Consider the following 26,060-nt stretch of genomic DNA (forward strand, 5'->3'; position numbering starts at 1 on the left):
GGGTGGGTCAGGGGATCGGGTGGTGGAGGGTCACGAGCTTGCGTCCGTCGGGGAACGTGGCCTCGACCTGGACGTCGGCGAGCAGCTCGGGCACGCCGTCCATGACCTGCTCGCGGGTCAGCACCTCGCGGCCGGTCCGCATGAGCGTCGCGACGTCGGCGCCCTCGCGGGCGCGCTCGATCACCCAGCACGCCAGCAGCGCGACGGTCTCGGGGTGGTTGAGCCGCACGCCGCGCTCCAGGCGGTCGCGGGCCACCATGCCGGCGACGGCGAGCAGCAGCTTCTCGGTGTCGGCGGGGGTCAGGTGCACGGCTCCTCCTCGGGGGTCGCGGTCGGTCTCACAGCGCCATCGCCTCGCGTGCGCCCGCCAGGGCCTCGGCGCCCCCGCCGGCTCCCCGACGGGTCACGCGGCCGGACGCCAGCACGGCGTACTCGGCGGCGTGCTCGACGGCGTAGCCCAGGTGCTGCTCGACCAGCAGCGCGGAGAGACCGCCCGCGGCCGTGAGCGTGGTGATCGCCGCGTAGATCTCGGTGACGACGTTCGGCTGGATGCCCTCGGCGGGCTCGTCGAGCACCAGCAGCCGCGGGCCGGTGACGAGCGCCCGGGCGATGGCGAGCTGCTGGCGCTGCCCGCCCGACAGCAGGCCCGCCTGCCGGCCGAGCAGCTCGCGCAGGGCGGGGAAGAGGTCGAGCGCGTCGTCCGTGCGCCGGCGGCCGGCGGCGCCGTGGGCGTCCGCGACCACCTGGAGGTTCTCCCGCGCGGTGAGCTGGCCGAACGACTGCTGGCCCTGCGGCACGTAGGCGATCCCCGCCCGCACGCGCCGGTGCGTCGGCCAGCGGGTGACGTCCTCGCCGGCGAGCCGCACGGCCCCGGACCGCGCGGGCAGCAGCCCGAGCACGGCCTTCAGCAACGTCGTCTTGCCGGCGCCGTTGTGGCCGAGCACGGCCGTGAGGGCGCCGTCGGCGACGGTGAGGTCGACGTCGTGCACGACGGCGGTGCGGCCGTACCCCGTGCTCACGCCGTCCAGCTCGAGCATCATGCGGTTCCCCCCGTGGCGGTGGTGGTGGACGAGGACGTCGCGGTCGCGCTGACGGCCGGGGAGCCGAGGTACACCTCGACGACGGCGGGGTCCTGCTGCACCTCGGCGACGGTGCCCTCCGCGAGGACGCGGCCCTGGTGCATGACCGTCACCGAGTCGGCGTAGGAGCGCAGGAACTCCATGTCGTGCTCGACGACCACGACGACGCGCTGCGAGCCCACCCGGCGCAGCAGCTCGCCGGTCTCCTCCCGCTCCGCCTGGGTCATGCCCGCGACGGGCTCGTCGAGCAGCAGCAGGTGCGCGTCCTGCACCAGCAGCATCCCGATCTCGAGCCACTGCTTCTGGCCGTGCGCCAGGACGCCGGCCGGGACGTCGCGCAGCGCCGCGAGGCCGACGGTCTCCATCGCCTGCTCGACCGCCTCCGGCACCCCGCGGCGCCGGCGCAGCATCGTGGCCGGGCCGCGCCGTGCGCCCGCCGCGATGTCGAGGTTCTGCAGCACGGTGAGCTGCTCGAACACGCTCGCGGTCTGGAACGTGCGGCCCACGCCCGAGCGGGCGACGCGGTGCGTGGCCCGCCCCAGCAGCTCCGTGCCGCCGAACCGGGCCGAGCCCGCCGCCGCCCGCACGAGCCCGGTCACGGCGTCGATGAGCGTCGTCTTGCCCGCGCCGTTGGGGCCGATGAGGAACCGCAGGTCGCCCTGGGTGACGGTGAGGTCGACGTCGCGGACGGCGACGAACCCGCCGAACTCCACCCGCAGGCCGCGGACCTCGAGGTAGTCGTGCCGGAACCGGGCGGTGTCGTCCCCGAGCAGCGCGTCGGCCGCGGCCAGGTCGATCTCCGGGTTCTCGTCGGTGGTCATGCGCGGCTCCCTTCGGTCACGAGGTCGGTCGCCGGGGCGCGGCCGGGCGCCGGGCCGTCCGGGGCACCCGGATCGCCCGGATCGCCCGGTGTCGCCGCCCGACGCCGGCGGCGCCACGTCGTCACGACCGAGGCGAGGCCGCCGGGCAGGAAGGCCACCACCAGGACGAACAGCGCCCCCTGGAGGTAGATCCAGCCGGAGGGGAAGGCCTCCGACATCGAGGTCTGCGCCCAGCTCACGGCGACCGACCCCAGGACGGGGCCCAGCAGGGTCGCCCGGCCGCCGATCGCCACCCCCACGAGGAAGCCGATCGACGGCACGACGCCGACGTCGGCGGGGGAGACGATCCCGACGATCGGCACGAAGAGCGCCCCGCCGACGGCGGCCATCACGGCCGCCACGACGTAGACGACGGTCTTCGCCGCGGCCGGGTCGTAGCCCAGGAACCGCACGCGGTCCTCCTGGTCGCGCACGGCGACGAGGACCTCGCCGAACCGCGACACCATGAGCTGCCGCGCGACCGCCACCATGACGAGCAGCACCCCGGCCGCGATCAGGTAGAGCATCCGCTGGTTGACCGGGTCGGCGAGGTCGTAGCCGAAGAAGGACCGGAACCCGTTGAGCCCGTTGGTGCCGCCCGTCGTCTGCTGCTGGCCGACGAGCAGGATGGCGAACGCCGCGGCCAGCGCCTGCGACAGGATCGCGAAGTACGCCCCGCGCACCCGCCGCGTGAAGACCGCCCAGCCGAGCACCGCGGCCAGCGCGGCCGGCACCAGGACCACCAGCGCGAGGGCGACGCCGGGAGAGCGCAGCGGCTCCCACCAGCCGGGAACCTCGCCCGTGCCGTACAGCAGCATGAAGTCGGGCACGCCGCCCGGCCCGGCGTCGGCGAGCTTGAGGTGCATCGCCATGAGGTAGGCGCCGAGCCCGAAGTAGACCCCCTGGCCGAGGGTGAGCAGGCCGCCGCGACCCCAGGCGAGGCCGATCCCGACGGCGACCATCGCCAGGCACAGGAACTTGCCCAGCAGCCCGAGCCGGAACGGGCTGAGCAGCACCGGGGCGACGGCGAGGAGCAGGACGGCGGCGAGGCCGAACCCGGCCAGCGCCCGCCCCCGGCCCGGGCGCAGGAGCGCGCCCAGTCGTGCGGTGAGGGTGCTCGTGGGGCGCGTCATGCGAGGCTCCTCGTCCGGACCGAGACCAGGCCCTGGGGTCGTACCTGAAGGAACGCGACGATGACGACGAAGACGAGCACCTTCGCCACGGACGCCGTGGTGGAGTACTCGAAGAACGCCTGCAGCAGGCCGAGGGCGGTCGCCGCGATCACGGTGCCCTTGATCTGCCCGATGCCGCCGGCGACGACGACGAGGAACGCGTCGACGATGTAGCCGGTGCCGAGCGTCGGCCCGATCGAGCCGAGCAGCGTGAGCGCCACCCCGGCGATCCCGGCGAGGCCGGAGCCGACGAAGAAGGTCAGCCGGTCCGTGGCGCGGGACGAGATGCCCGACGCCTCGGCCAGGTCGCGGTGCTGGACGACGGCGCGGATCCGCCGCCCGAGCGACGTGGCCCGCAGCACGAGGGCCAGGGCCACGACGCAGACCACCGCCAGCGCCAGGATGAACAGCCGCGTCTTGGGCAGGGCCAGGCCGCCCACCGTGACCGCGCCCGACAGCCAGCCGGGCGCGGCCACGTCCACGTTGGGGGCGCCGAAGACGTCGCGCGCCACCTGCTGCAGCAGCAGGGCGACGCCCCAGGTGACGAGGAGCGTGTCGAGCGGTCGCCGGTACATCCGGTGGATGAGCGTGGCCTCCAGCAGCAGCCCGAGCGCCCCGCCGACGAGGAAGCCGAGCGGCAGCGACACGAGCAGGCTCGCGCCGGGGTCGCCGAGGAGGCCCTGGACCACGAACGCCGTGTAGGCGCCCGCCATCATGAACTCGCCGTGGGCCATGTTGATCACGCCCATCTGACCGAAGGTCAGGGCGAGGCCCAGGGCCGCGAGCAGCAGGACCGAGCCGAGGCTCAGGCCCGCGAAGAGCTGCGAGAGGAGGGTGTCCATGTCGTGTCCAGGGGCCCCGGGTCAGGAGAGCCCGTCGGCCCAGTCGTAGCCCTCGAGGAACGGGTCGGGCTCGATGGGCTCCTGCGAGCTCCACTCGGTGTGGATGAGGCCGTCGTCGCCGATGCGTCCGACCAGCGCCGTCTTGGCCACGTGGTGGTTGTCGCCGTCCACGACGACGGTCCCCTCGGGGGCGTCGAAGGTGACCCCGTCGGCGGCCGCCTGCACGTCGGCGACGTCGAAGGACTCCGCCTTCTCGACCATCGCCCTCCACAGGTACAGCGACGTGTAGGCCGCCTCCATCGGGTCGGAGGTCACGCGGTCGTCGCCGTACTCGGCCTGGAACGCCTCGACGAAGGCGTCGTTCTGGGGGCTGTCGACCGTCTGGTAGTAGTTCCAGGCGGTGAGCTGGCCCTCGATGTTGTCGACGCCGATGCCGCCCACCTCCTCCTCGGCGATCGACACGGACAGGACGGGCATGTCGTCGGCGGCGAGGCCCGCGTTGTTGTACTCCTTGAAGAACGCCACGTTGGAGTCGCCGTTGAGGGTGTTGAAGACGGCGTCGGCGTCGGCGGCCTTGACCTTGTTGACGATGGTGGAGAAGTCGGTGTGGCCCAGCGGCGCGTACTCCTCGCCGACGATCTCGATGCCGTGGGCCTCGGCGTAGGCGTTGATGATCTTGTTCGCCGTGCGCGGGAAGACGTAGTCGGAGCCGACCAGGAACAGGGACGTCGCGCCCTGCTCGGCCAGGTAGTCGAGGGCGGGCACGATCTGCTGGTTGGTCGTGGCGCCCGTGTAGAAGATGTTCTCCGACGCCTCGAGGCCCTCGTACTGCACCGGGTAGAACAGCAGCGAGTCGTTCGCCTCGAAGACCGGCAGCATCGCCTTGCGCGACGCCGACGTCCAGCCGCCGAACACGGCCGCGACGCAGTCGCTGGTGATGAGCTTGGTGGCCTTCTCGGCGAAGACGGTGGGCTCGGACTGTCCGTCCTCGGAGACGATCTCGAGCTGCTTGCCGAGCACCCCGCCGTCCGCGTTGATCTCCGACGCCGCGAGCTGCAGGGAGTCGTGGACGGTCTGCTCGGAGATCGCCATCGTGCCCGAGAGGGAGTTGAGGAAGCCGACCTTGACCGAGTCGCCCGACGTGTCCACGCACCCGGCCGACGACGACGCGGACGCGCCGTCCCCGGCGGCGTCGACCCGCGCCCCGCAGGCCGACAGGGCCGTGACCGCGAGGACGGCGAGCGAGGCGACGACAGGTCGGGTGGTGCCGGTACGCGTGGTGCCCGTGCTGCTTCGAGGACGCATGGTGCTCCGTTCGTGGCCGGGGCCCGCGGGCCCGTCTTAGGTTCAGATGAACCCAAGTACGCCCACGTGTCCGCGCCGTGAGTTCGGTGTCACCATCGTGTTACGGCTGGTGGGGGCGGTGTCGGAGAGGCGGTCGGAGCAGTCGTCCCCGCGCCGGTGCGATCATGGGGCCATGGCATCCGCGCACGGGGTCGGTGACCCCCTCGTCCTCGGCATCGAGACCTCCTGCGACGAGACGGGAGTGGCGCTCGTGCGGGGGGACACCCTCCTGGTCGACGCCGTCGCCAGCTCCATGGACGAGCACGCGCGCTACGGCGGCATCATCCCCGAGGTCGCGAGCCGGGCCCACCTGGAGGCGATGGTCCCCACGATCCGCCGCGCGCTCGGCGAGGCCGACGTCGACCTGTCCGAGGTGGACGCGATCGCCGTCACCGCCGGGCCGGGGCTCGTCGGGCCCCTGACGATCGGGGCGTCGGCGGCCAAGGCGCTCGCGATCGGCCTGAACAAGCCGCTGTACGGCGTCAACCACGTCATCGGCCACGCCGCCGTGAACCAGCTCGTCGACGGGCCGTTCTCCGGCCGCACGATGGCGCTCGTCGTCTCCGGCGGACACAGCACGCTCATGCTCGTCGAGGACGTCGCGACGAACGTCACCGAGCTCGGCTCCACCCTCGACGACGCCGCGGGGGAGGCGTTCGACAAGGTCGGCCGCCTGCTCGGCCTGCCGTACCCGGGCGGCCCGCACGTGGACCGGCTCGCGCGCGAGGGCGACCCCGAGGCCATCCGGTTCCCGCGGGGGCTCACGGCCGCGAAGGACCAGGCGAAGCACGCCTACGACTTCTCGTTCTCCGGCCTCAAGACGGCGGTCGCGCGGTGGATCGAGGCGTGCGTGGACGCCGGGCGCGAGGTGCCGGCGGCCGACGTCGCGGCGTCGTTCGCCGCCGCCGTCGCCGACGTGCTCACGGCCAAGACGATCGCCGCCTGCCGGCGGCACGACGTCGAGACCCTCGTCGTGGGCGGCGGGTTCTCCGCGAACAGCCAGCTGCGCGACATGGCGGCGAAGCGGTGCGCGGAGGCCGGCATCGACCTGCGCATCCCGCCGATCCGGTACTGCACCGACAACGGCGCGATGATCGCCGCGCTGGGCTCCGCAGTCGTGCGCGCCGGCGCCGCGCCGTCGCACCTCGACTTCCCGGTCGACTCGTCGATGCCGATGACCACCATCACCGTCTGACCGTCGTCCGCCCGCTCGGCGAGCCCCCGCGCCGCCGCCGAAAAGCCCTCGGCGTGGCGGCACCGCGTCGGTAGCGTGCGGCCCGTGACGACGACGCGCCCGACCATCCACCAGCACCCGCTCGCGTACCTCGTGGGCCTCGAGGGCGTCGCGCTGATGCGGGCGTTCGCCGGCGAGCACGACCGCGCGTTCGTCGAGGCCCGGCTCGCCGACGTCCGTGCGCTGCTCGACGCCGCGGACCGCTTCGGCGACGGGTACGACGTCCCGCCGATCACCGCGACCGAGGGCTACCGGCACTGGGCGCCCCGGTACGACGGACCGAACGGGTTCTGGGGGATGGAGGAGCCGCTCGTGCGGCCGCTGATGGAGGGCCTGCCCCGCGGCGTCGCGATCGACGCGGCGTGCGGCACGGGCCGGCACACCGGGTGGCTCGTCGAGCAGGGCCACGACGTGCTCGGCGTGGACTCGTCGCCCGACATGCTCGAGATCGCCCGCGCCAAGGTGCCCGGCGCCCGGTTCACCGAGGGGGACCTGCACGACCTGCCGGTGCCCGACGGCTCGGCCGATCTCGTCCTCGTCACCCTCGCGCTGTGCCACGTGCGGGACCTGGGGCCGGTGCTCGCCGAGCTGGCGCGCGTGCTGCGCCCGGGCGGGCACCTCGTCGTCTCCGACACCCGCGGGTACTTCACCGGGTCGCCGCTCTACCCGCTCGTCGAGGGCGCGGACGGCGAGTTCGGGTACATCCCGAACTGGTTCCACGCCACGAGCGAGTACCTGCGGGCGGCCCTGCCCGTGGGCCTCGCGCCGCGGTTCTGCCGCGAGTACGCCGGAGGGGGCGCCGACGACGCCGTCGAGGGCCCGGAGTACACCGCGGCCCCGGACGCCGGGACCGGCGCGTTCGACCCCCACGCCGACCTGGGGCCCGAGGACCCGACGAGGCCGCCGACCATCTGGGAGCTGATGCCGTGGGTGCCGGCGGCGGCCGGCGCGGCCTACGCGGGCACGCCCTCGCTCATCGTCTGGGACTTCGAGAAGGAGTAGCGGGCCGGACCCCGGCGCCCGCCGTCAGCCGGCGGTGGGCAGGGGCCGACCGGCGTGCAGCTCGGCGACGAGGGACGCGACCACGGCCTCCAGGGCGTCCTGCCCGCCACCGTGCGCGCGGGCCACCTCGCGCTGGCGCTGGTACGACGCGCCCCGGCGGACGATCTCGCGCACGTTGTCCAGCTCCGCGGCGCAGCCCAGCCGTTCGGCGACGGGCTCCAGCGTCGTGAGCAGGCGGGGGAGGGCGTCGGTGACGAGCTCCTCCTCGCCGGCGTCGTCGAGGATGATGATCGCGTCGGTCCCGTAGCGGGCCGCGCGCCACTTGTTCTCGTGCACGAACCACGGCGGCATGGTGGGCAGCGGGCGGCCGTCGTCGAGCAGGGTGGACAGGTGCTCCACCAGGCAGTGCACCAGCGCGCCGAGCGCCGCCAGCTCGGACGTGTTCGACGTGCCGTCGCAGATGCGCACCTCGACCGTGCCGAAGTGCGGAGCGGGCCGCACGTCCCAGCGCACCTCGGTGAAGTCGTCGATCACGCCGGTGTGCAGCATGTCGGCGACGTACCGTTCGAGCTCCGACCAGGCGCCGAACTGGTACGGCAGCCCGGCCGTGGGCAGCTGCTGGAAGATCATCGTCCGCATCGACGCGTAGCCCGTGTCGTCGCCCCCGAAGAACGGCGACGACGCCGACAGCACCTGCAGGTACGGCAGGTACACGAGCAGCGAGTTGACGATCGGCAGCACCTTGGCGCGGTCCTCGATGCCCACGTGGGCGTGCACGCCGTAGACGATCTGCTGGCGCCCGACGACCTGCGCCCGGTCGACGACCGTCGCGTACCGCTTCTTGTCGGTCACCTTCTGCTGCGACCAGTGCGCGAACGGGTGGGTGCCGGCGCCCATCAGGTCGACCCGCATCGGACCGGTCGCGTCGTGGATGGCGGCGATGCCGCGCTCGAGGTCGGCGATCGCCTCGGGCACCGTGCGGCGCACGTCGCTGATCACCTCGACCGTGTTGCGCAGGAACTCGGGCTTCACGAACCGGTGCCGCACGTCGTCGGCCACCGCCTCGATCACGGCGGGAGCCACCTGCCGCAGGTTGCCCGAGTCGGCGTCGACCAGCGCGAGCTCCCACTCGAGCCCGACGCTCGACCGCTCCGAGGCGGCGAATTCCAGCACCATGCGGGCCATGCTTCCACGGCTGGACGCCGGGCCGCGCGCCGGTCCGGCGGTGCCCCGGCGGCGGGCCCGGGGAGGTCAGCGCAGCGGCTCGACGACGAGCACGTGCTGCCCGCCGCCGACGCGCGTGAGCACGAGGGTGGCCTCGGCGTCGCCCTTCGGCGAGAGCTGGGCGCGCAGCTGCTCGGGCGTGACGGCCGTGCCCCGCTTCTTGATCGTGAGCCGCCCGACGCCGCGCTCGCGCAGGTAGGCCTTGAGCCGCTTGAGGTTGAAGGGCATGACGTCGAGGACCCGGTAGCCGGTCGCCAGCGGCGCCGCGCCCTCGGCGGGCGGTGCGGCGGGCTGGTCGGTCGTGACGTACGCGATGGTGCGGTCCAGCAGGCGGCCGCCGAGCTCGGCCGCGGCGTGCGCCACGAGCCCGGCGCGGATGACGGCGCCGTCCGGCTCGTACAGGTAGGCGCCCACCGGTCCCACCTCGGGGACGAGGTCGTCCGCGTCCGCGCGCAGCGTGCGGGACGCGGTCCTGCCGCCCGCGGTCGCGAGCACCAGGGCGGACCGGCCGGGCCCCCCGGGCGCGAGCGGCCCGAACCAGAGCCCGGCCTCGACGACGTCGCCGTCCACCGAGACCCACTGGGTCTCCGCGTCGTCCGGGAGCCCCTGGTGGGGGATGCCCGGGCCGACCTTGATGCCGAGCGCCGGCACCTGGGCGCGCAGGTCCCAGACGGCGTCGAGCGGGGGCGCGTAGGCGGCCGGGTCGAACACCCGCCGCCCGCCGCGCGTGCGCCGGGCCGGGTCGGCGTAGACGCCGTCCACGCCCTCGGCGGCGAGGTCGAGCGTGAGCCCGTCGGCGTGCCGCACCTCGGCCTCGGGGAAGTGGCGCAGGTTCACGGTGGCGAGCGCGGCGGTGACCTCGTCGACGTCGGTCGCCAGGACGCGCAGCCCGACGCCCGCGAACGCGAGCGCGTCGGCGCCGATCCCGCTGGTGAGGTCCGCGACCCTGGTGACGCCCGCGGCGAGGTAGCGGCGGGCGTGCAGCGCGGCGACGACGAGCCGCGTGGCCTGCTCCACGCCGTCGGGCGTGAACAGCATCCCGTCCGCGAAGTCGCCGAGCTTGGCGCGCGCCTTGGCCCGCAGCCGGGACTGCGTGAGGGCGGCCGCCGCGAGGTCGGGGTCGACCCCCTCGGCGCGCAGCCGGGTGGCCAGGGCCATGGCCTGCTTCTCGTCGTACGGGGGGAGCGAGTTGACGAGCGCCCACCCGTCCGGGCTCAGCAGCTTGCTCAGGGAGGCGGCGTCCATCGGGCCATCGTCTCAGGCCCGCGGGTGACGCCCTGGGCGAACGACGCGCCGAGTTCTGGCACTCGACTTGTCAGAGTGCTAACGCCTGCCTAGATTTGTCGTCAGCGACCGCAGGCTGTACCGGCACCCGCGACGACGGCCAGCCCTCGGACGCGACCTGGTCAATCAGCTAGTCCATCCATGCATCGCGAATCAAGGAGGTCCGACGTGTCGGTCCCCATCAAGCCGCTCGAGGACCGGATCGTCGTCAAGGCCATCGAGGCCGAGACCACGACCGCTTCCGGCCTGGTCATCCCGGACACCGCCAAGGAGAAGCCCCAGGAGGGCGAGGTCCTGGCCGTGGGCGAGGGTCGCTTCGACGACAAGGGCAACCGCGTCCCGGTCGACGTCAAGGTCGGTGACAAGGTCATCTACAGCAAGTACGGCGGCACCGAGGTCAAGTACGCCGGCGAGGACTACCTGGTCCTGTCCGCCCGCGACATCCTCGCGGTCGTCGTCGCCTGACGACGCCGGAACGCAGAAGGCCTCGCACCGTCGTCGGTGCGAGGCCTTCGTGCGTGTCAGCCGGTCTTGCGGGCGGTGCCGGCGAGGATCGCGGAGCGCTCGTCCTCGCTGAGCCCGCCCCACACGCCGTACGGCTCGCGGACCCGGAGCGACTGCTCCCGGCACTGCATCATCACGGGGCACGCGCGGCAGATCGCCTTGGCCGCCTCGGCGCGGCGTCGGCGCGTGGATCCGCGCTCACCCTCGGGGTGGAAGAACAACGTGTCGTCCGCGTCGCGGCAGGAGCCCTGGTACTGCCACTCCCACAGCTCCATCACCGGACCGGGAAGCCTCGAGATCTCCGTCATGGCGAACAACCTACAAGTTGTGCAGAAGTTGTTCAAGGTCCGATTTCGTGACCGGCTTTGATGGTTCAGTGTTCAACTTCCGCGAGGCGCCTGAACTGGTTCGACCGACTTCTGAACCGCTTTGACCTGCGCGGTCGAGGTTTACCGCGGCGCGCCCGGGGGAGCAGTGGCGACCCTCCGGTCCTCTCGGCAGAATCGAGGCCATGACCTCATCCCGACCCGCTCCTCACGGGGGCGGGTCTCGCGCGTCGAGCCCGGGCCTCGCCGTCGCGGCGGTCGCCAGGCGCCTCGGGGTGGCTCCGGCGACCCTGCGCACATGGGACCGTCGCTACGGCCTCGGCCCGTCCGCCCGCACCGCGGGATCGCACCGCCGGTACACGCCCGAGGACGTCGGGCGCCTCCTCGTCATGCGGCGGCTCACCCTCGAGGGTGTCGCGCCGGTCGACGCCGCGAAGGCGGCCCTCGAGGCGGGCGTCGACGAGCTGGAGGAGGCGACCGAGGAGGCTGCGAGCGCCGGCGCCGAGCCGGAGGACGGGGACGACGCGGAACCTGACCCCGAACGTCGCGCGCCGGCCGCCGGGGGAGACGCGCCGCGCGCCCGCGCGCACCTGCGCGCGCTGCCCGGTGGCGGCGAGGGCGCCGGGGCGTCGCCCGGCCACGTCCCCCCTGGGAGCGCTTCCGGCCGGGTGTCGGCGGTGGTCGACGCGGCCCTCGCCTACGACCAGGCGGGGTGCGACGACCTTCTCGCCATCCCCGCGCAGGGCGACCCCGCCGCCTGGTGGACCGAGATCGCCGAGCCCGCCTGGCAGCGCGTCGCGCAGCGGACGGTCCTCGCCGGCCCCGGCGCGGTCCCCGAGGTGGTGCTCGCGACGGCGGCCCTGCGCGCGCTGCGCGAGTTCACCGAGGCCTTCGAGCGGGCCATGGTCGCGGGCGGCGCCCCGCCGGCGAACCACCCGAGCCGCATGCGCAAGATCGTGCTCATCTTCGCCGCGCCGGACGAGGTCGTGCCGCTGTCGGCGCACGCCCTCGCCGCGGCCCTGACGGCGAAGGGTGCGACGGCGCGCATCGTGACCGGCCCGGCCAGCACGCACCGCTCCCTGGAGCTGGTGACGATGGTCCGCCCGGCGGCGCTCGTGCTCGCGACGGCGCAGCGGCGCCCCGACCTCGATCTCATCCACGCGGTGCACGACGGCTTCGCCGAGCTGCCGATCATCGTCAGCCTGCGCCGGGACGACGCGGCGAGCGAGCTGCCGCTGGCCGCGACGGTGCAGCGGGTGCGGTCGTTCACCGCGATGCTGCACGAGGCGCTCGCCGTCGTGACCTGAGGGGGAGCGCCCGGTCCCCGGGGCCCGCGACGTGAGGTCCGCCACGGCGGGCCCCGAGCGCCTGGCGGGCCGGAATAACGCGGCCCGCCAGAACGTAGACTCCTGTCATGACGGACTCGACCTCGCCCGCGCACGACCCGTTCGGATTCCTCGGCCTCACCTACGACGACGTCCTGCTGCTGCCGGGGTACTCCGACCTCGCCCCGTCGGACATCGACACCACCTCGCGCCTCACGCGGGAGATCTCCCTGCGCGTGCCGCTCGTCTCGGCCGCGATGGACACCGTCACCGAGTCGCGCATGGCGATCGCGATGGCGCGCCAGGGCGGCATCGGCGTGCTGCACCGCAACCTGTCGATCGAGGACCAGGCGTACCAGGTGGACCTGGTCAAGCGGACGCAGACCGGCATCATCTCCAACCCGGTGACGATCGGCGCGGACGTCACGCTCGAGGAGCTGGACAAGCGGGCGGGCGAGTACCGCATCTCCGGGTTCCCGGTGGTCGACGCGGACGGCCGGCTCACCGGCATCGTGACCAACCGCGACCTGCGCTTCACGCCCGTCGCCGAGTGGGCCACCACCAAGGTCTCCGAGGTCATGACGCCCGCCCCCCTCATCACGGGCCCGGCCGGGATCTCGCGCGAGGACGCCACGCTGCTGCTGCGCAAGCACAAGCTGGAGCGCCTGCCGCTGGTCGACGACGACGGCCGCCTCGCGGGTCTCATCACCGTCAAGGACTTCGTGAAGTCCGAGCAGTTCCCGAACGCGTCGAAGGACGGCCAGGGCCGCCTCCTCGTGGGCGCGGCGATCGGCTACTTCGGCGACGCGTGGGAGCGGGCGACCACGCTGGTCGACGCCGGGGTCGACGTCCTGGTCGCGGACACCGCGCACGGCAACGTCCGGATGCTCATCGACATGGTCCGCAAGCTGAAGACGGACCCGGCGACGCGCCACGTGCAGGTGATCGGCGGCAACGTCGCGACGCGGGAGGGCGCGCAGTCGTTCGTCGACGCGGGCGCCGACGGCATCAAGGTGGGCGTGGGCCCGGGCTCGATCTGCACCACGCGCATCGTGACCGGTGTCGGCGTCCCGCAGATCACCGCCGTCTACGAGGCGTCGCTGGCCGCGCGTGCCGCAGGCATCCCGGTCATCGCCGACGGCGGCATGCGCCACTCGGGCGAGATCGGCAAGGCGATCGTGGCCGGCGCGGAGGCCGTCATGCTCGGCTCGATGCTGGCCGGCACCGAGGAGGCCCCGGGCGAGACGATCCTCGTCAACGGCAAGCAGTACAAGGCGTACCGCGGCATGGGCTCCATGGGGGCGATGTCGTCGCGGGGCAAGAAGTCCTACTCGAAGGACCGCTACTTCCAGGCCGAGGTCACCAGCGACGACATGATCGTGCCGGAGGGCGTCGAGGGGCAGGTGCCGTACAAGGGCACGCTCCACACCGTCGCGCACCAGCTGGTCGGCGGGCTGCACCAGTCGATGTTCTACGTCGGCGCCAGCACCATCCCCGAGCTCCAGGCCAAGGGCCGCTTCGTGCGCATCACGTCCGCGTCGCTCAAGGAGAGCCACCCGCACGACGTGCAGATGACCGTCGAGGCGCCGAACTACACCGGCTTCTGAGCCGGCCCGCACGACGCGCGCGACGAGGCCCGGCCCTCCACCGGAGGGCCGGGCCTCGTCGTCCCCGCGTCAGCTCGCCATGACCCGCGCGTGCAGCGCCTGGACGGCGTACCGGGCGGACCAGAACGCGCCGTGCTGCCAGGCGGACACCTCGGACATCCAGTCGCCCGCGAAGTAGACGCGGCCGGCGCCCTGCTGCAGCTGCTTGAAGCCCGAGGACGAGGTGTTCGGGTAGGCCCACGCGCCCTCGATGTACGGCACCTTGTGCCAGGCGATCGAGAACGACGACTCCAGCTCGGTGCGGTACTTCTCGCCGTGGATCTTCACGCCCTGGGCCACGGCGCGCCGCTCCCGCTCGCGGGGCGTGAGGTCGGCGTACGCACGGGCGTTGGCGCCCGTGTTGTAGTAGCCGACCACGAGGCCCTTGCGCTCCCCGTACCCGTAGGAGGGGTACCAGATGTGCGCGAGGTCCATGTCGGTCTCGGTGATGCCGCCGTAGATGCGGTGGTCGTCCTCCCACCAGCGCGACCGGTACTGCAGGCCGATCTTGCCCGCGGGCGAGCCGGTGGCGAACTCGCCGAGCGCGGCGTCGATCCCCGCGCCCCAGTTGGTGTCCCAGCGGCGCATGATGCCCGCGGGTGCCGCGACGATCGCGAAGTCGGCCTCGATCTGCCGGGGACGGCCGTGGCCCGGGGTGTAGGTGACCCGCACGCCGTCGCTCGTGTTCTCCACCGCGGTGACGGGGGAGCCGAAGTGGACGTTCTGCTTGCCGATGGCCCGCACGAAGTACTGGTAGGTCGTGTCCATGCCGCCCTTCGGCTGGAACATGAGCATCGACTGCTCCCAGTTGATCTCGAACGGGAAGTACTGGCCGACCTTCGAGGCCAGGACCTCCGAGACCGTGCCCGGGCCCGGCAGCGGCGTCCCGTGCTCGTTCCACGCGGACGGGTAGGTCGAGAACCCCCGGTTGTCGCCGCCGGCGTACGTGCCGTCCGCCTTCAGCGACCCCCAGCTGCGCAGGAACGACCGCAGGTTCTCCTTGTCCTGCGCGCTGAGCCGCTGGTCCAGCGCGCCCTGGTCCGTGGCGTAGCTCAGCAGCTCGGACGTGTAGCCGAAGACGTCGGCCTTGGCCGTGCGGTAGCGCACGGGGTTGCCGGGGGTGGCGCCGGTCTTCTCGTTGTAGAGGTAGGCGTCGGCGTTCGCGTTGGTGAAGACCTCGTAGGGCACGCCCAGCTCGCGCAGGTAGTCCATCGTGACCATCCACTGCGCGATGCGTCCCGCGCCGGCGTTCATGTACACGCCGTCGTCGAACCGCGCCGTCTGGGTGACGCCGTCGAGGTCCGTCTCGGAGTCTCCGCCGCGGACGGTCAGCGTGCGCCCGCCGGGCCGGTGCCGCGCCTCCAGCACGGTGACCCGGTACCCCGCCTTCTGCAGCTCGTACGCCGACGCCAGGCCCGCCGGGCCCGCGCCCACGACCACGACCTTCTTCGCGGCCCGGCCGGTGAGCGAGAAGTCGCTGCCCCGGGGTGGTGTCCAGGCTGCGGCGGTGGGCTGGGCCGCGGCCGTGGGGGCGAGGCCCATCGCCCCCATCGTGGCGAACATGACGCCGGCGCTGGAGCCGACGCCGACGGCCTGGAGGAAGCCGCGGCGGGAGACGCCGGACGGGCTGCCGGGGTCCTTGCCGGTGACCGTGTCAGTGACCATGTGGCACTACCTCTCACGTCGAAAGGTCTGACGGACGGTCGCGGACGGCCCTGGATGCCGGGCGCCGCCGTCAGCACCGCGGCCGACGGTAGAAGCCTCGCGTCACGTGGCGGGGTCGTCCCGGTTACCGCGCGGTCGCCGGTCGTCGCCCTCGGTAACCACCTCGTTTCGCGCCGTCCGTGCTGGTCGGGTGCTGGTCGGGCGCGGGTCGGGCGCAGGTCAGGACGAGATCGCGGGCGTCCGCTCCCGACCCCGCGACGACCCGCGGCGGACACGGGCACGAAATCCCCCGCGGCTACCTTCGGCCTCCCGCGCCGGCCCGTCGACGGCCGGCGCCCCATCGCGTGCGCCACGACGGCGCGCGCCCGCCGTCCCGGAGGCCCGCATGAAGAACCGCACCAAGGTCGTCCTCGCCGTCGTCGTCACGGCGGCCGTCGCCGTCCCCGGCACCGCCGTGGCGGGCAGCAGGCTCTTCGAGCCCCGCCCGACCGAGGCGCACTCGTTCGTCACGGGCGCCACGCCCTCGATCGCGGACGGCGTGGCCATCGGCAAGAACGTCGCCTGGTACAAGTCCTCCGGGCTGGGGCCGTCGGCGATGAACCGGGCGCCGGGCGTCTCGGCGGAGGAGCGCTACATCCCCACCGACGTCTTCCCGGGCGGCGAGCTGCCCGCGGGCGTGACGGTCACCGAGGCGCAGGGCATCAACGCGCTGATGCGGATCGGGGAGAACCTCGAGCGCGCGGGCCTGTCCTACGACGACGTCGTGTCCATGCGCGTCTTCCTGCAGAACCCCGACGGCGAGGGGGCCATGGACTTCGCCGGCTGGAACCGCGCCTACCGGCAGTTCTTCGCCAACACGAACCTCGCCACGGGCGAGACGCTGGACGTCGCGCTGGGCTCGGCGACCGGGGCGCCCATGGTGGTCAACGCGGCCCGGCCCTCCCGCTTCGCGCTGGAGATCGAGAACCTGCCCGTCGACGGCTGGCTGGTCGAGGTCGAGGTCGACGCCGTCTACGACCGGTAGGCCTGACGGCGCGCGGGCGGGGCCTCCCGGGCGGCGGGCGCGCCGGCGCGCCGCCCGGGAGGCCGACCCGTCAGTCCTTGAAGGTCTCGATGTTGGCGCCGAGCTCGCGCAGGCGCTCGGTGAGCCCCTCGTAGCCGCGGGCGATGATGTCGACCCCGCGCAGCACGGACGTGCCCTTCGCGGCGAGCATCGCGAGCAGGATGACGACGGCGGGGCGCAGCGCCGGCGGGCAGCTCACCTCGGCGCCGGACCAGCGCGTGGGGCCGGTGACCTGCAGGCGGTGGGCGTCCAGCAGCCGCACGTCGGCGCCGAGACGGGTGAGGTCGGTGAGGTGGATGGCGCGGCCCTCGTAGACCCAGTCGTGGATGAGGGTGGTGCCGGTGGCGTTCGCGGCGATGACGGCGAAGAACGGCAGGTTGTCGATGTTGAGGCCCGGGAACGGCATGGGGTGGATCTTGTCGATCGGCGCGTGCAGCTCGCTGGGGTGCACGGTGACGTCGACGAGGCGCGTGCGCCCGTTGCGTGCCACGTACTCGTCGCTCTGCGTGTAGCGCAGCCCCATCTCGGCCAGCGTGGCGAGCTCGATCTCCATGAACTCGATCGGGACGCGGGCCACGGTGATCTCCGACCCCGTGACGATGCCCGCGGTGAGCAGGCTCATCGCCTCGACCGGGTCCTCCGAGACCGCGTACTCCACGTCGACGTCGATGTCCGTGCGGCCGTGGACGCGCAGGGTCGTCGTGCCGATGCCCTCCACCCGGACGCCGAGCAGCTCCAGGTAGAAGCACAGGTCCTGGACCATGTAGTTGGGGCTGGCGTTGCGGATGGTGGTCACGCCGTCGCGGCGGGCGGCGGCCATGAGCGCGTTCTCGGTGACGGTGTCGCCGCGCTCGGTGAGCACGACGGACAGGTCGGCGCCCGAGGCGGGCGCCACCGTGGCGTGGTAGTTGCCGCCGGTGGCGGTGACGGCCAGGCCGAAGGGTCGCAGCGCGATCATGTGGGGCTCGACGGTGCGCGTGCCGAGGTCGCAGCCGCCGGCGTAGGGGAGCTCGAACGTGTCGCGCAGGCCGAGCAGCGGGCCGAGGAACATGATGATCGAGCGGGTGCGGCGCGCGGCGTCGACGTCGATCGCGGCGAGGTCGAGCTGCTCGGGGACGACGATCTCCAGGTCCCGTCCGCCGGTGGTCCAGGTCGCGCGGACGCCGACGGAGCGCAGCACGTCGACGATCCGGTCGACCTCGACGATGCGGGCGACGCCGCGCAGCGTGGTCCTGCCGCGGTTGAGCAGCGACGCGCACAGCAGCGCGACCGCGCCGTTCTTCGAGGAGTTGACGTCGATGCGGCCCGAGAGCGTCTGGCCGCCGCGCACGCGCAGGTGCGCGTGCTTGGGGCCGCCGAGGCTGATGATCTCGGAGTCGAGGGCGAGGCCGATGCGGTTGAGCATCTCGAGGCTGATGTTCTGCGCGCCCTGCTCGATCCGGTGGACGGCGCTCTGGCTGGTGCCGAGCTGTTCCGCGAGCTGGGTCTGGGTGAGGCCGCGGTTCTGGCGGGCGCCGCGGATGAGGGCGCCGACCTGGCTCAGGGGTGCATCGTCGATCATCGTCATGCGAGCGACGGTATCTCATGGATGAGATATCGGGGAGGTGGAACACCCGGGCACGGCCTGGATCCTGCCGTGGTGTGCGGGATTCCCATTCGCCTGGTGAGATACCTCTCCTCAGCCTGCCCCGGCCGCCGGCCAGGCCGTCGACGTCGGCGGACGCCCCTCGGCGTCGGCGGCGCGCTCGGCGTTGACCCGCTCGGCCCAGGCCCGGTGCGCGCCCGACTGCGCGGCGTGCAACGCGTCCAGCGCCACGCTGCGCAGGTGCGGGTGCGCGGCGAGCTGCGCGTCGAGGACGTCGAGGGTGGCCAGGACGTCCACGTCCGCCGTGTGCAGGTCGCCGTCGCCCTCGATCCCGTACAGGGCGCACAGGTCGCCGAGCCGGCGCTTGCCCGCGCGGGCGCCGTCGAGCCAGCGGTCCAGGACGAGCGGGTCCAGGACCGGCGCCACGGGACGCCCGAGCCGCTGCGGGACCGTGGGCAGTCCGTGCCGGGCGAGCTCGACGTCCAGCAGCGTCAGGTCGAAGGACGCGTTGTACGCGACCAGCGGAACGCCGTCGCGCACCCGGGCCACGAGGATCGCCGCGATCTCCTCGAGCGCGCCGACGGGATCGCGCCCCTGGGACCGGGCGTGGGCCGTGGTGATGCCGTGGATGGCGGTGGCCTCGGCGGGGATCGGCACGCCCGGGTCGAGCAGCCAGGTCCGCACCTCCCCGGCGCCGCCGGGGGAGCGGAGCACGAGCGCCGCGGTGACGATGCGGTCGGACTCGACGTCGAGCCCCGTGGTCTCCGTGTCGAAGCCGAGCAGGGGGCCGCGCGACCATCCGGGGTCGGGGCCGGCCGGCGGTGCGCCGAGCTCCGCGTACGTCGTCATGCCCCCGGACTGTGCCACCGGCCACCGACAGCACGCGCCGGTAGGCTGTCCGGGTGAGCAACGAGATCGAGATCGGACGCGGAAAGCGCGGCCGCCGCGCATACTCCTTCGACGACATCGCGATCGTGCCCTCGCGGCGCACGCGCGACCCGAAGGACGTCTCCGTGGAGTGGCAGATCGACGCCTACCACTTCGACCTGCCGATCATGTCGGCGCCGATGGACTCCGTGATGAGCCCGGCCACCGCGGTGGCGCTGGGCAACCACGGCGGCCTCGGCGTCCTCGACCTCGAGGGCCTGTGGACCCGGTACGAGTCGCCCGAGACGCTGCTGGCCGAGATCCGCGACCTGCCCGCGGACCGTGCGACGCAGCGCATGCAGGAGATCTACTCCGAGCCGATCAAGGCCGAGCTCATCACGCAGCGCCTCAAGGAGATCCGCGCCGCGGGCGTCACCGTGGCGGGCGCCCTGTCCCCGCAGCGCACGCAGGAGCACTACCAGACGGTGGTCGACGCGGGCGTGGACCTGTTCGTCATCCGCGGCACCACCGTCTCCGCCGAGCACGTCTCCGGCAACGCCGAGCCGCTCAACCTCAAGCGGTTCATCTACGAGCTCGACGTCCCCGTGGTCGTCGGCGGCGCGTCCACGTACACCGCCGCGCTGCACCTCATGCGCACGGGCGCGGCCGGCGTCCTGGTCGGCTTCGGCGGCGGCGCCGCCCACACGACGCGCGTGGGCCTCGGGATCCACGCGCCGATGGCCACCGCCGTCTCCGACGTGGCCGCGGCCCGCCGCGACTACCTCGACGAGTCCGGCGGCCGGTATGTGCACGTCATCGCCGACGGCGGCGTGGGCCGCTCCGGCGACATCGTCAAGGCCGTCGCCTGCGGCGCCGACGCCGTCATGCTCGGCGCCGCGCTCGCCCGCGCCGCCGAGGCGCCGGGCCGCGGCTGGCACTGGGGCCCGGAGGCCCACCACCCGGCGCTGCCCCGCGGCGAGCGCGTCGAGGTCGGCACGGCCGGCACGCTCGAGCAGGTCCTGTTCGGGCCCAGCGGCACCGCAGACGGCACCCTGAACCTGGTCGGCGCGCTGCGGCGCGCCATGGCCACGACCGGCTACTCGGACCTCAAGGAGTTCCAGCGGGTCGAGGTCGTCGTGTCCCCGTACCAGCCCCGGTGATACCCCGGTGACCGCCGACGCCACCACCCGAGGTGCGCTCGACGTCGCGTTCCGGGAGATCGTGGACGGCGACGTCGAGGAGGTCGTCGCGCTGTGGGAGGCCTGCGGGCTGACCCGGCCCTGGAACGACCCGCACGTCGACCTCGCCGACGCCCGCCGCACCCCGACGTCGACCGTCCTGGTCGGCCTGTCCGGGGCGCGGGTGGTGTCGTCGGTGGTGGCCGGGTACGACGGCCACCGCGGCTGGCTCTACTACGTCGCGGTCGCGCCGGCGCAGCAGGCCACGGGCGTCGGCCGGGCCACCGTCGAGGCCGCGGAGGCGTGGCTGCGCGCGGCCGGCGCCCGCAAGGTGCAGCTCATGGTGCGCGCGACGAACGCGCAGGTCGTGGGCTTCTACGAGCGTCTCGGGTACGCCGACCAGGAGACCGTCGTGCTCGGCAAGAGGTTCGACGGGTCGCGCTGAGAGCGAACGACCCGCGCGACGGCGTGCGACGGTTGCCGAGGTGTCGCCGTACCCGCGTAGGGTGTCGGCCATGTCCACCGCTCACGAGGGCGAAGGCGCTCTCGGGGAACTCCTCGACCCCGAGCTGCCCGCCGCCACCTATGTCCTGGAGCCCGACGTCGTGGAGCCGCTGACGCGGCGCATCGTCACGTCCCACACGGCCGGCACCCACCGCTCGACCCTCCCCTTCACCGGGGCGCCGCTGGCGGCGTTCCCGCTGTCGTCGCCCGACGACGTCGCCTCGGCGGCCCGCCGGGCGCGCGCCGCGCAGGGCGGGTGGGCAGGCACGGCGCTGCGCGAGCGCACGGCCGTGCTGGACCGCCTGGGCGCCCTGGTGCTGGAGCGGCAGTCGGAGATCCTGGACCTGATCCAGATGGAGTCGGGCAAGGCGCGGCGCAGCGCGTTCGAGGAGGTCGCGGACGTCGCGATGGCGTGCCGGCACTACGCGGTGCGGGGGCCGGGGTACCTGGGCGAGCGCCGGGTGCCCGGGATGCTGCCGGTCCTCACCGGCGCGCGGGTGCACCGCCGTCCCGTCGGCGTGGTCGGCGCGATCGCCCCGTGGAACTACCCGCTCTCCCTCGTGCTGTCCGAGGCGATCCCGGCGCTGCTCGCCGGGAACGCGGTGGTCCTCAAGCCGGACCCGCAGACCACCCTCTCGTCGCTGTGGGTCGCGGAGCTGCTGCAGGAGGCGGGGCTGCCCGACGACCTCTTCCTCGTCGTCGCCGGCGGCGGCGACATCGGCGCCGCGCTCGTGGACCACGTGGACCACATCGCGTTCACCGGCTCCACGGCCACGGGCCGCAAGGTCGCCGCCCGGGCGGGCGAGCGGCTCATCGGCACGACGCTCGAGCTGGGCGGCAAGAACCCGCTGTACGTCGCGGCCGACGCGGACCTGGACTCCGCCGTGCCGGGCGTCGTGCGGGCCTGCTTCGCCAACGCCGGGCAGCTGTGCATGTCGATCGAGCGGCTGGTGCTGCACGAGCGGGTCGCGGACGCGTTCCTCGAGCGGTTCGCCGCCGCGGTGCGCGACCTCACCCTGGGCACGGGGCTCGACTACACGGCGGACGTGGGCTCGCTGGTCTCCGCCGCACAGCTCGAGCGCGTCACCCGGCACGTGGACGACGCGCTCGCCAAGGGCGCCCGCGCGGTCGTCGGCGGCGTGCACCGCTCCGACGTCGGCCCGTTCTTCTACGCCCCGACCGTGCTGGACGACGTCCCCGAGGACGCCCTGTGCGCCCGCGAGGAGACGTTCGGCCCCGTCGTCGCCGTGACCCGCGTGGCCTCCGACGACGAGGCGGTGCGCGTCATGAACGACACCGAGTTCGGCCTCAACGCGAGCATCTGGTCCACCGACGTCGCCCGGGCCCGGCGCCTCGCCGCGCGCGTGCAGTCCGGCACCGTCGTGATCAACGACGGGTACGCCTCGGCCTGGGGGTCGGCCGGCGCGCCGATGGGCGGCTTCAAGGCCTCCGGGCAGGGCCGCCGCCACGGCCGCGAGGGCATCGAGGCGGTCACCGAGGTGCAGACCGTCGCCGTCCAGCGCGGCGCCCGGTTCGGGCTGTCGCTGGACACGCTGTACGCGCTCGGCGGGGAGACGCCGAGCCGCGTGCTGTCGGTCGCCCTCGGCGCGATGCGGCGGCTGCGCCTGCCGTAGCCGCGCGGCGCGCTCAGCGCCGGGCGAGGAAGGAGCCCAGGGCGGCGCGCGCCTCGGGCTCGCCGAGCAGGCGGGTGAAGACCGCCCCCTCGTCCTCGATCCGGTCGAGCAGCGCGGCCTGGGTGCCGGAGCGCAGCAGGCGCTTGGTCTCCAGGAGCGCGGTGGCGGGCTTGGCGGCCAGCCGGGCGGCCTGCGCGCGGGCGACGTCGAGCACCTCGGCGTCCGGCAGCACCGCGTTGACCAGCCCGGCCTCCGCCGCCGCGGCGGCGCGCAGCGGGTCCCCGAGCATCAGCGCCGCGGCGGCGCGCTGGTGGCCGACGACCTGCGGCAGCAGCAGGCTGGACCCGGCCTCGGGGACGAGGCCGAGGTCCACGAACGGGAAGAGCAGCGTCGCCCCCTCGCCGGCGTACACGAGGTCGCAGTGCAGCAGCATGGTCGCGCCGACGCCGACGGCGGGGCCGCGGACGGCCGCGACCAGCGGCTTGGGGAACCGCGCGATCGTGCGCAGGAACCGGAACCCCGGGGCGTCGGTCCCGGACTGCGGACGGTCGAGGAAGTCGCCGATGTCGTTGCCCGCGCAGAACACGGTCTCGTGGCCCCGCAGCAGCACGACACGGACGTCCGCGTCGGCCTCGGCGGCGTCGAGCGCGTCGGCCAGCGCGGTGTACATCGCGGTGGTGAGCGCGTTCTTCTTCGCGGGACGGTTCAGGGTCACGGTGGCGACGCCCTCGGCGACGCTGGTGAGGACGACGTCGGTCATGCCGCGACGATAGCCCCCTCAGAGCTCGCGCAGCGCCGCCCGCCACGACGCCGGGACCTCGCGCACGTGCCACCAGGCCCACCTGCGGTGCGACGTGGTCGCCGCCGAGACGCCCACGCCCTGCGCGTCCAGGCCCGCGCGGGCGCAGCTGAACAGGGCGCGGCGCAGGTGGTAGTCCTGCGTGACGACCACGGCCGTGCGGGCTCCGGTGAGCTCGGCGGTGCGGCGGCAGGACGCCGTCGTGTCGAGGCCCTCGCGGTCCAGCGTGAGCGCCTCGTCCGGCACGCCCCGCCCCAGGATCCACGCGCGCATGGACGCGGGCTCGTCGTAGGGGGTGCCGTCGCGGCGCGGCTGCCCGTCGCCGCTGAGCACGACCCGGTCGGCGACGCCGGCGTGGTAGAGCTCGGCCGCCGCGTCGAGGCGCCGGCGCAGGTACGGCGACGGGGTGCCGTCGGGCCGGACGCCCGCGCCGAGCACGAGGATCGCGTCGACCGGCTCCACGGACGCGACGGACGGCCGCACCCGGGCCTGCCCGGTGAGCTGCACCCACGCGACCGGCACGACGAGGGCGAGGGCGAGGGCGCCGGCCGTCGCGGCCGTGACCCGGAGCGCGCGGCGTCGCCGGGGGGACGTGCGGGTCGCACCGGTCGCGGGCGTCGTCGGGGTCACGCCCGCAACCTAGCGCCCGGGCAGCAGCACGGCGCGCTCGGCGCGCAGGTTGCGTCCGGCGGCCTCGGCCCACCGGGACGCGGCCGCGGGCGAGCGGTACAGGTGCGGCAGCCCGGCGAGCTGCTCGAGGACGGCGGCCCGGCCCGCGCGGAACGCGTCGTCGGGCACGTGCCCGTACTCCGCCCGCACCTGCGCGGCGTAGCGCGCGTACCGGCCGGGGTCGGCCCCGAGGACGGCCAGGTCCGCGTCGCTGACCAGCGCGCCGGAGTCGTCCGCCGTCCCAGGGGTGTGGGTGGTGGTCACCAGCACGAGCCGGGCCACCTCGGCGACGTCGCCGTCACCCAGCGTGCGGGCCGCGCCGGCCGGCCGGGCGAGACCGGCCAGCGGCCCCAGCAGCGTCCCCACCAGCGCGGCCGAGCGCTCCTCGTCCCGGCCCGCCTCGCCGTCGTGCACCGCGTCGTGGAACCACAGCGCCGCCGCCGCGTGCCAGCGCGACCCCGGCGCGCCGTCGGCGACCAGGAGGTCCAGGGCGTCGAGGGAGTCCGCGAGGTGCAGGCGCGAGTGGTACACGCGGTGCGGCTCGCGCCACCGGTCGACGAGGTCGCGCCCGGCCTCGCCCGTGTCGCCCGCGGAGGACCGTGCGCCGTCGCCCGGCTGCCACAGGGTCGCCCACCGTGCGAGCAGCGCGTCGCGGGACGCCCGCCGCCGCTCGCGGCCTGGCACCCGCAGGACGGAGCCGGCAAGGCGGCGGGAGAGCTCGCCGCCGGTGACGGGGACGGCCCCCGCGGCGACCAGGGCCTCGTAGCGCTCGGCGGGGACGTCGTAGTGGTCGAGGTCGAACGCCCGGTCGCCGACCCCCTGGGCGCGGGCGAACGACCGCAGCTCGTGCAGCGACGTGTCCGAGACCAGGTGCGACCAGAGCGTGCCGTGGGCGGGCCAGGCCGGCGGGTCGAGGAGCAGCGTCATCGGCCCACCCTCCGCACGCTGAGCGCGCCGGGGACCTCGAGGCGGTCGCCGAGGTCCTCGCCCCGCGCGAACGCGCCCCAGACGGCGCGCACCCGGCGCGCGGAGCGCTGCAGCTCCTCCCACGACGCGCCGTCGGTGAGCGCGGCCGCCGCCCACGCCTTCTCGCCGCCGAAGAGCAGGGGCAGGTCGACGGTGTGCGCGGCGCCCCACGAGCCCCCCGGCGCCGCCCACGTGACGACGTACCGGTAGGCGGTGCCGCCCGCCGCGGCGTGCCGGGCGGCGAACCGGCGGGCCGGGGCCCCGTAGATCGCCGCGGTGCTGGCCGCGACGAGCGCGCGTCGTGCCCACGGCCCGACGAGCGGCAGCGCGGCGAGGCGCCGCACCGCGGGGAGCCGGGGGACGAAGAGCCGCGTCTCCTCGCGGGTGCTGCCGACGAGGAGCGCGACGTGCGGGGCGGCGGCGTCCCACGCGTCGTCGACCTCGTCCTCGGGCGGCAGCGGGTCGTGGCCGTACTGGGTGCCGAACGGCATCGCCGCCCGCAGCCCGGCCCCGGTCGCGGCCCGCGCGACCCGCGCCTCGGCGGCGACGACGTCCTCGACCGGCGTCCGGGCGGAGATCCCGGCGGCCGCCTGAGCCATGGCGGCGTTCATCCGGGCCCGGCCGCGGGAGATGCCGAGCGGCGCGCTCTGCACGATCGCGCGGGAGACCAGCGCGGCGGCGGCCGGGACGGCGAGGAGGTGCGCGACGGCGTCGCCGCCGGCGGACTGCCCGAACAGCGTGACCCGCGCCGGGTCGCCGCCGAACGCGGCGATGTTGCGGTGCACCCAGCGCAGCGCCTCCAGCTGGTCGAGGAGGCCGAGGTTGGCGGGCCGCTCGGGGCCGTCGCCCAGGTAGCCGAGCAGCCCGAGCCGGTAGGTGACCGCCACGACGACCACCCGCTGCTCCACCACCAGCGGGCGGGGATCCATGATCGGCAGGTCGCCCGCGCCGGACGTGTACGAGCCGCCGTGGATCCACACCATGACCGGGAGGCGGTCGTCGGGGCGCACGTCGGCGGGCATCGTCACGGACAGCCGCTGGCAGTGCTCGTCGCCGGGGACGCCGGCGCCCGGGGACCCGAGCACCTCGTCGAGGAACGGCACCGGAGCCTGCGGGCAGGCGGGCGCCCAGGAGGTGGCCTCGTACGGCTCGCTCCGGTCGGGCAGGGGCGCGGGCCGGGCGAAGCGGTCCGCCCGGGCGTACGGGATGCCGGTGGCGCGGACGACGTCGTCGTCCGCCCAGCCGGTGACCGGGCCGCAGGGAGGCGTGAAGCGCAGCATCGCGGTCG

The 26,060-nt window shown here is 74.3% G+C and carries 25 protein-coding genes; 9 read left to right on the plus strand and 16 right to left on the minus strand.

Annotated features, from left to right (window positions below; all coding sequences use genetic code 11):
- Positions 1-7: 7 nt before the first annotated feature.
- The 6 genes from ACH436_RS10765 to urtA are packed head-to-tail and all read right to left on the minus strand — an operon-like array spanning position 8 to position 5,258.
- Complete coding sequence (locus ACH436_RS10765) at positions 8-310, minus strand: urease subunit gamma (protein WP_430560169.1); 303 nt, start codon at positions 308-310, stop codon at positions 8-10.
- Positions 311-338: 28 nt separating this feature from the next.
- Positions 339-1,040 (minus strand): ATP-binding cassette domain-containing protein, encoded by a 702-nt coding sequence (locus tag ACH436_RS10770; RefSeq protein WP_430560170.1) that lies wholly within the window; start codon positions 1,038-1,040, stop codon positions 339-341.
- The gene (gene urtD, locus ACH436_RS10775; RefSeq protein WP_430560171.1) at positions 1,037-1,900 is read right to left on the minus strand and encodes an urea ABC transporter ATP-binding protein UrtD; all 864 of its coding nucleotides are present in this window, start codon (positions 1,898-1,900) and stop codon (positions 1,037-1,039) included. Before urtD ends, ACH436_RS10770 begins: the two co-directional genes overlap by 4 nt.
- Positions 1,897-3,072 carry an urea ABC transporter permease subunit UrtC gene (gene urtC, locus ACH436_RS10780; protein WP_430560172.1) on the minus strand — a complete coding sequence of 392 codons (1,176 nt, stop codon included), beginning with the start codon at positions 3,070-3,072 and terminating at the stop codon, positions 1,897-1,899. The genes urtD and urtC overlap by 4 nt, the downstream gene beginning before the upstream one ends.
- Positions 3,069-3,953 carry an urea ABC transporter permease subunit UrtB gene (urtB, locus tag ACH436_RS10785; RefSeq protein ID WP_430560173.1) on the minus strand — a complete coding sequence of 295 codons (885 nt, stop codon included), beginning with the start codon at positions 3,951-3,953 and terminating at the stop codon, positions 3,069-3,071. The genes urtC and urtB overlap by 4 nt, the downstream gene beginning before the upstream one ends.
- A gap of 21 nt (positions 3,954-3,974) precedes the next feature.
- Positions 3,975-5,258, minus strand: coding sequence for an urea ABC transporter substrate-binding protein (gene urtA / locus ACH436_RS10790; RefSeq protein WP_430560174.1), 1,284 nt, complete (start codon positions 5,256-5,258; stop codon positions 3,975-3,977).
- A 172-nt stretch (positions 5,259-5,430) separates the two neighbouring features.
- Between urtA and tsaD the strand changes: the two genes are divergently transcribed.
- Together tsaD and ACH436_RS10800 are read left to right on the plus strand one after the other, a co-directional pair.
- Complete coding sequence (gene tsaD, locus ACH436_RS10795; RefSeq protein ID WP_430560175.1) at positions 5,431-6,492, plus strand: tRNA (adenosine(37)-N6)-threonylcarbamoyltransferase complex transferase subunit TsaD; 1,062 nt, start codon at positions 5,431-5,433, stop codon at positions 6,490-6,492.
- A gap of 84 nt (positions 6,493-6,576) precedes the next feature.
- On the plus strand, positions 6,577-7,533 hold the full coding sequence (locus ACH436_RS10800; RefSeq protein ID WP_430560176.1) for a class I SAM-dependent methyltransferase: 957 nt from the start codon (positions 6,577-6,579) through the stop codon (positions 7,531-7,533).
- Between the two features lie 24 nt (positions 7,534-7,557).
- On the opposite strand, the gene ACH436_RS10805 is transcribed toward ACH436_RS10800, so the two are convergent.
- Together ACH436_RS10805 and ACH436_RS10810 are read right to left on the minus strand one after the other, a co-directional pair.
- Positions 7,558-8,709, minus strand: a complete 1,152-nt coding sequence (locus ACH436_RS10805; protein WP_430560177.1) for a glutamate--cysteine ligase — start codon at positions 8,707-8,709, stop codon at positions 7,558-7,560.
- Between the two features lie 75 nt (positions 8,710-8,784).
- On the minus strand, positions 8,785-10,002 hold the full coding sequence (locus ACH436_RS10810) for an SAM-dependent methyltransferase (RefSeq protein WP_430560178.1): 1,218 nt from the start codon (positions 10,000-10,002) through the stop codon (positions 8,785-8,787).
- Between the two features lie 207 nt (positions 10,003-10,209).
- Here ACH436_RS10810 and groES point away from each other — a divergent pair, with 207 nt between their 5' ends.
- The gene (gene groES, locus ACH436_RS10815) at positions 10,210-10,506 is read left to right on the plus strand and encodes a co-chaperone GroES (RefSeq protein WP_079572552.1); all 297 of its coding nucleotides are present in this window, start codon (positions 10,210-10,212) and stop codon (positions 10,504-10,506) included.
- Between the two features lie 56 nt (positions 10,507-10,562).
- Here groES and ACH436_RS10820 read toward each other — a convergent pair whose 3' ends face one another.
- Positions 10,563-10,853 (minus strand): WhiB family transcriptional regulator, encoded by a 291-nt coding sequence (locus ACH436_RS10820; protein WP_430560179.1) that lies wholly within the window; start codon positions 10,851-10,853, stop codon positions 10,563-10,565.
- Between the two features lie 203 nt (positions 10,854-11,056).
- On the opposite strand from ACH436_RS10820, the gene ACH436_RS10825 reads away from it, so the two are divergent.
- Positions 11,057-12,178: a MerR family transcriptional regulator gene (locus ACH436_RS10825; protein ID WP_430560180.1), complete on the plus strand. Its 1,122-nt coding sequence runs from the start codon at positions 11,057-11,059 to the stop codon at positions 12,176-12,178.
- A 107-nt stretch (positions 12,179-12,285) separates the two neighbouring features.
- Positions 12,286-13,803: an IMP dehydrogenase gene (gene guaB, locus ACH436_RS10830; protein ID WP_430560181.1), complete on the plus strand. Its 1,518-nt coding sequence runs from the start codon at positions 12,286-12,288 to the stop codon at positions 13,801-13,803.
- Between the two features lie 69 nt (positions 13,804-13,872).
- On the opposite strand, the gene ACH436_RS10835 is transcribed toward guaB, so the two are convergent.
- The gene (locus ACH436_RS10835; protein ID WP_430560182.1) at positions 13,873-15,507 is read right to left on the minus strand and encodes a flavin monoamine oxidase family protein; all 1,635 of its coding nucleotides are present in this window, start codon (positions 15,505-15,507) and stop codon (positions 13,873-13,875) included.
- A 385-nt stretch (positions 15,508-15,892) separates the two neighbouring features.
- Between ACH436_RS10835 and ACH436_RS10840 the strand changes: the two genes are divergently transcribed.
- A complete protein-coding gene (locus ACH436_RS10840; protein ID WP_430560183.1) occupies positions 15,893-16,531 on the plus strand; it encodes a Rid family hydrolase in 639 nt (212 codons plus the stop codon).
- A 70-nt stretch (positions 16,532-16,601) separates the two neighbouring features.
- Here the strand turns inward: ACH436_RS10840 and ACH436_RS10845 are convergent, their stop codons facing one another.
- Both ACH436_RS10845 and ACH436_RS10850 read right to left on the minus strand, forming a co-directional pair.
- A complete protein-coding gene (locus tag ACH436_RS10845; protein ID WP_430560184.1) occupies positions 16,602-18,137 on the minus strand; it encodes a helix-turn-helix domain-containing protein in 1,536 nt (511 codons plus the stop codon).
- A 111-nt stretch (positions 18,138-18,248) separates the two neighbouring features.
- On the minus strand, positions 18,249-19,004 hold the full coding sequence (locus ACH436_RS10850; RefSeq protein WP_430560185.1) for an exonuclease domain-containing protein: 756 nt from the start codon (positions 19,002-19,004) through the stop codon (positions 18,249-18,251).
- Between the two features lie 53 nt (positions 19,005-19,057).
- Here ACH436_RS10850 and ACH436_RS10855 point away from each other — a divergent pair, with 53 nt between their 5' ends.
- The 3 genes from ACH436_RS10855 to ACH436_RS10865 all read left to right on the plus strand — a co-directional run bounded on the left by ACH436_RS10855 (position 19,058) and on the right by ACH436_RS10865 (position 22,338).
- Positions 19,058-20,182 carry a GuaB3 family IMP dehydrogenase-related protein gene (locus ACH436_RS10855; RefSeq protein ID WP_430560186.1) on the plus strand — a complete coding sequence of 375 codons (1,125 nt, stop codon included), beginning with the start codon at positions 19,058-19,060 and terminating at the stop codon, positions 20,180-20,182.
- 7 nt (positions 20,183-20,189) lie between these two features.
- Entirely contained in the window at positions 20,190-20,645 is a 456-nt protein-coding gene (locus ACH436_RS10860; protein ID WP_430560187.1) for a GNAT family acetyltransferase, read from the plus strand.
- 70 nt (positions 20,646-20,715) lie between these two features.
- A complete protein-coding gene (locus ACH436_RS10865; protein WP_430560188.1) occupies positions 20,716-22,338 on the plus strand; it encodes a succinic semialdehyde dehydrogenase in 1,623 nt (540 codons plus the stop codon).
- 13 nt (positions 22,339-22,351) lie between these two features.
- Here the strand turns inward: ACH436_RS10865 and ACH436_RS10870 are convergent, their stop codons facing one another.
- The 4 genes from ACH436_RS10870 to ACH436_RS10885 are packed head-to-tail and all read right to left on the minus strand — an operon-like array spanning position 22,352 to position 26,052.
- The gene (locus ACH436_RS10870; RefSeq protein ID WP_430560189.1) at positions 22,352-23,098 is read right to left on the minus strand and encodes an enoyl-CoA hydratase; all 747 of its coding nucleotides are present in this window, start codon (positions 23,096-23,098) and stop codon (positions 22,352-22,354) included.
- An 18-nt stretch (positions 23,099-23,116) separates the two neighbouring features.
- Positions 23,117-23,767 (minus strand): vancomycin high temperature exclusion protein, encoded by a 651-nt coding sequence (locus ACH436_RS10875; protein ID WP_430560190.1) that lies wholly within the window; start codon positions 23,765-23,767, stop codon positions 23,117-23,119.
- 9 nt (positions 23,768-23,776) lie between these two features.
- A complete protein-coding gene (locus tag ACH436_RS10880; protein WP_430560191.1) occupies positions 23,777-24,733 on the minus strand; it encodes a DUF4031 domain-containing protein in 957 nt (318 codons plus the stop codon).
- On the minus strand, positions 24,730-26,052 hold the full coding sequence (locus tag ACH436_RS10885; protein ID WP_430560192.1) for a carboxylesterase family protein: 1,323 nt from the start codon (positions 26,050-26,052) through the stop codon (positions 24,730-24,732). The genes ACH436_RS10880 and ACH436_RS10885 overlap by 4 nt, the downstream gene beginning before the upstream one ends.
- Positions 26,053-26,060 lie beyond the last annotated feature (8 nt).

The sequence above is a fragment of the Isoptericola sp. NPDC019693 genome (assembly GCF_044389085.1).
Lineage (GTDB): Bacteria > Actinomycetota > Actinomycetes > Actinomycetales > Cellulomonadaceae > Isoptericola.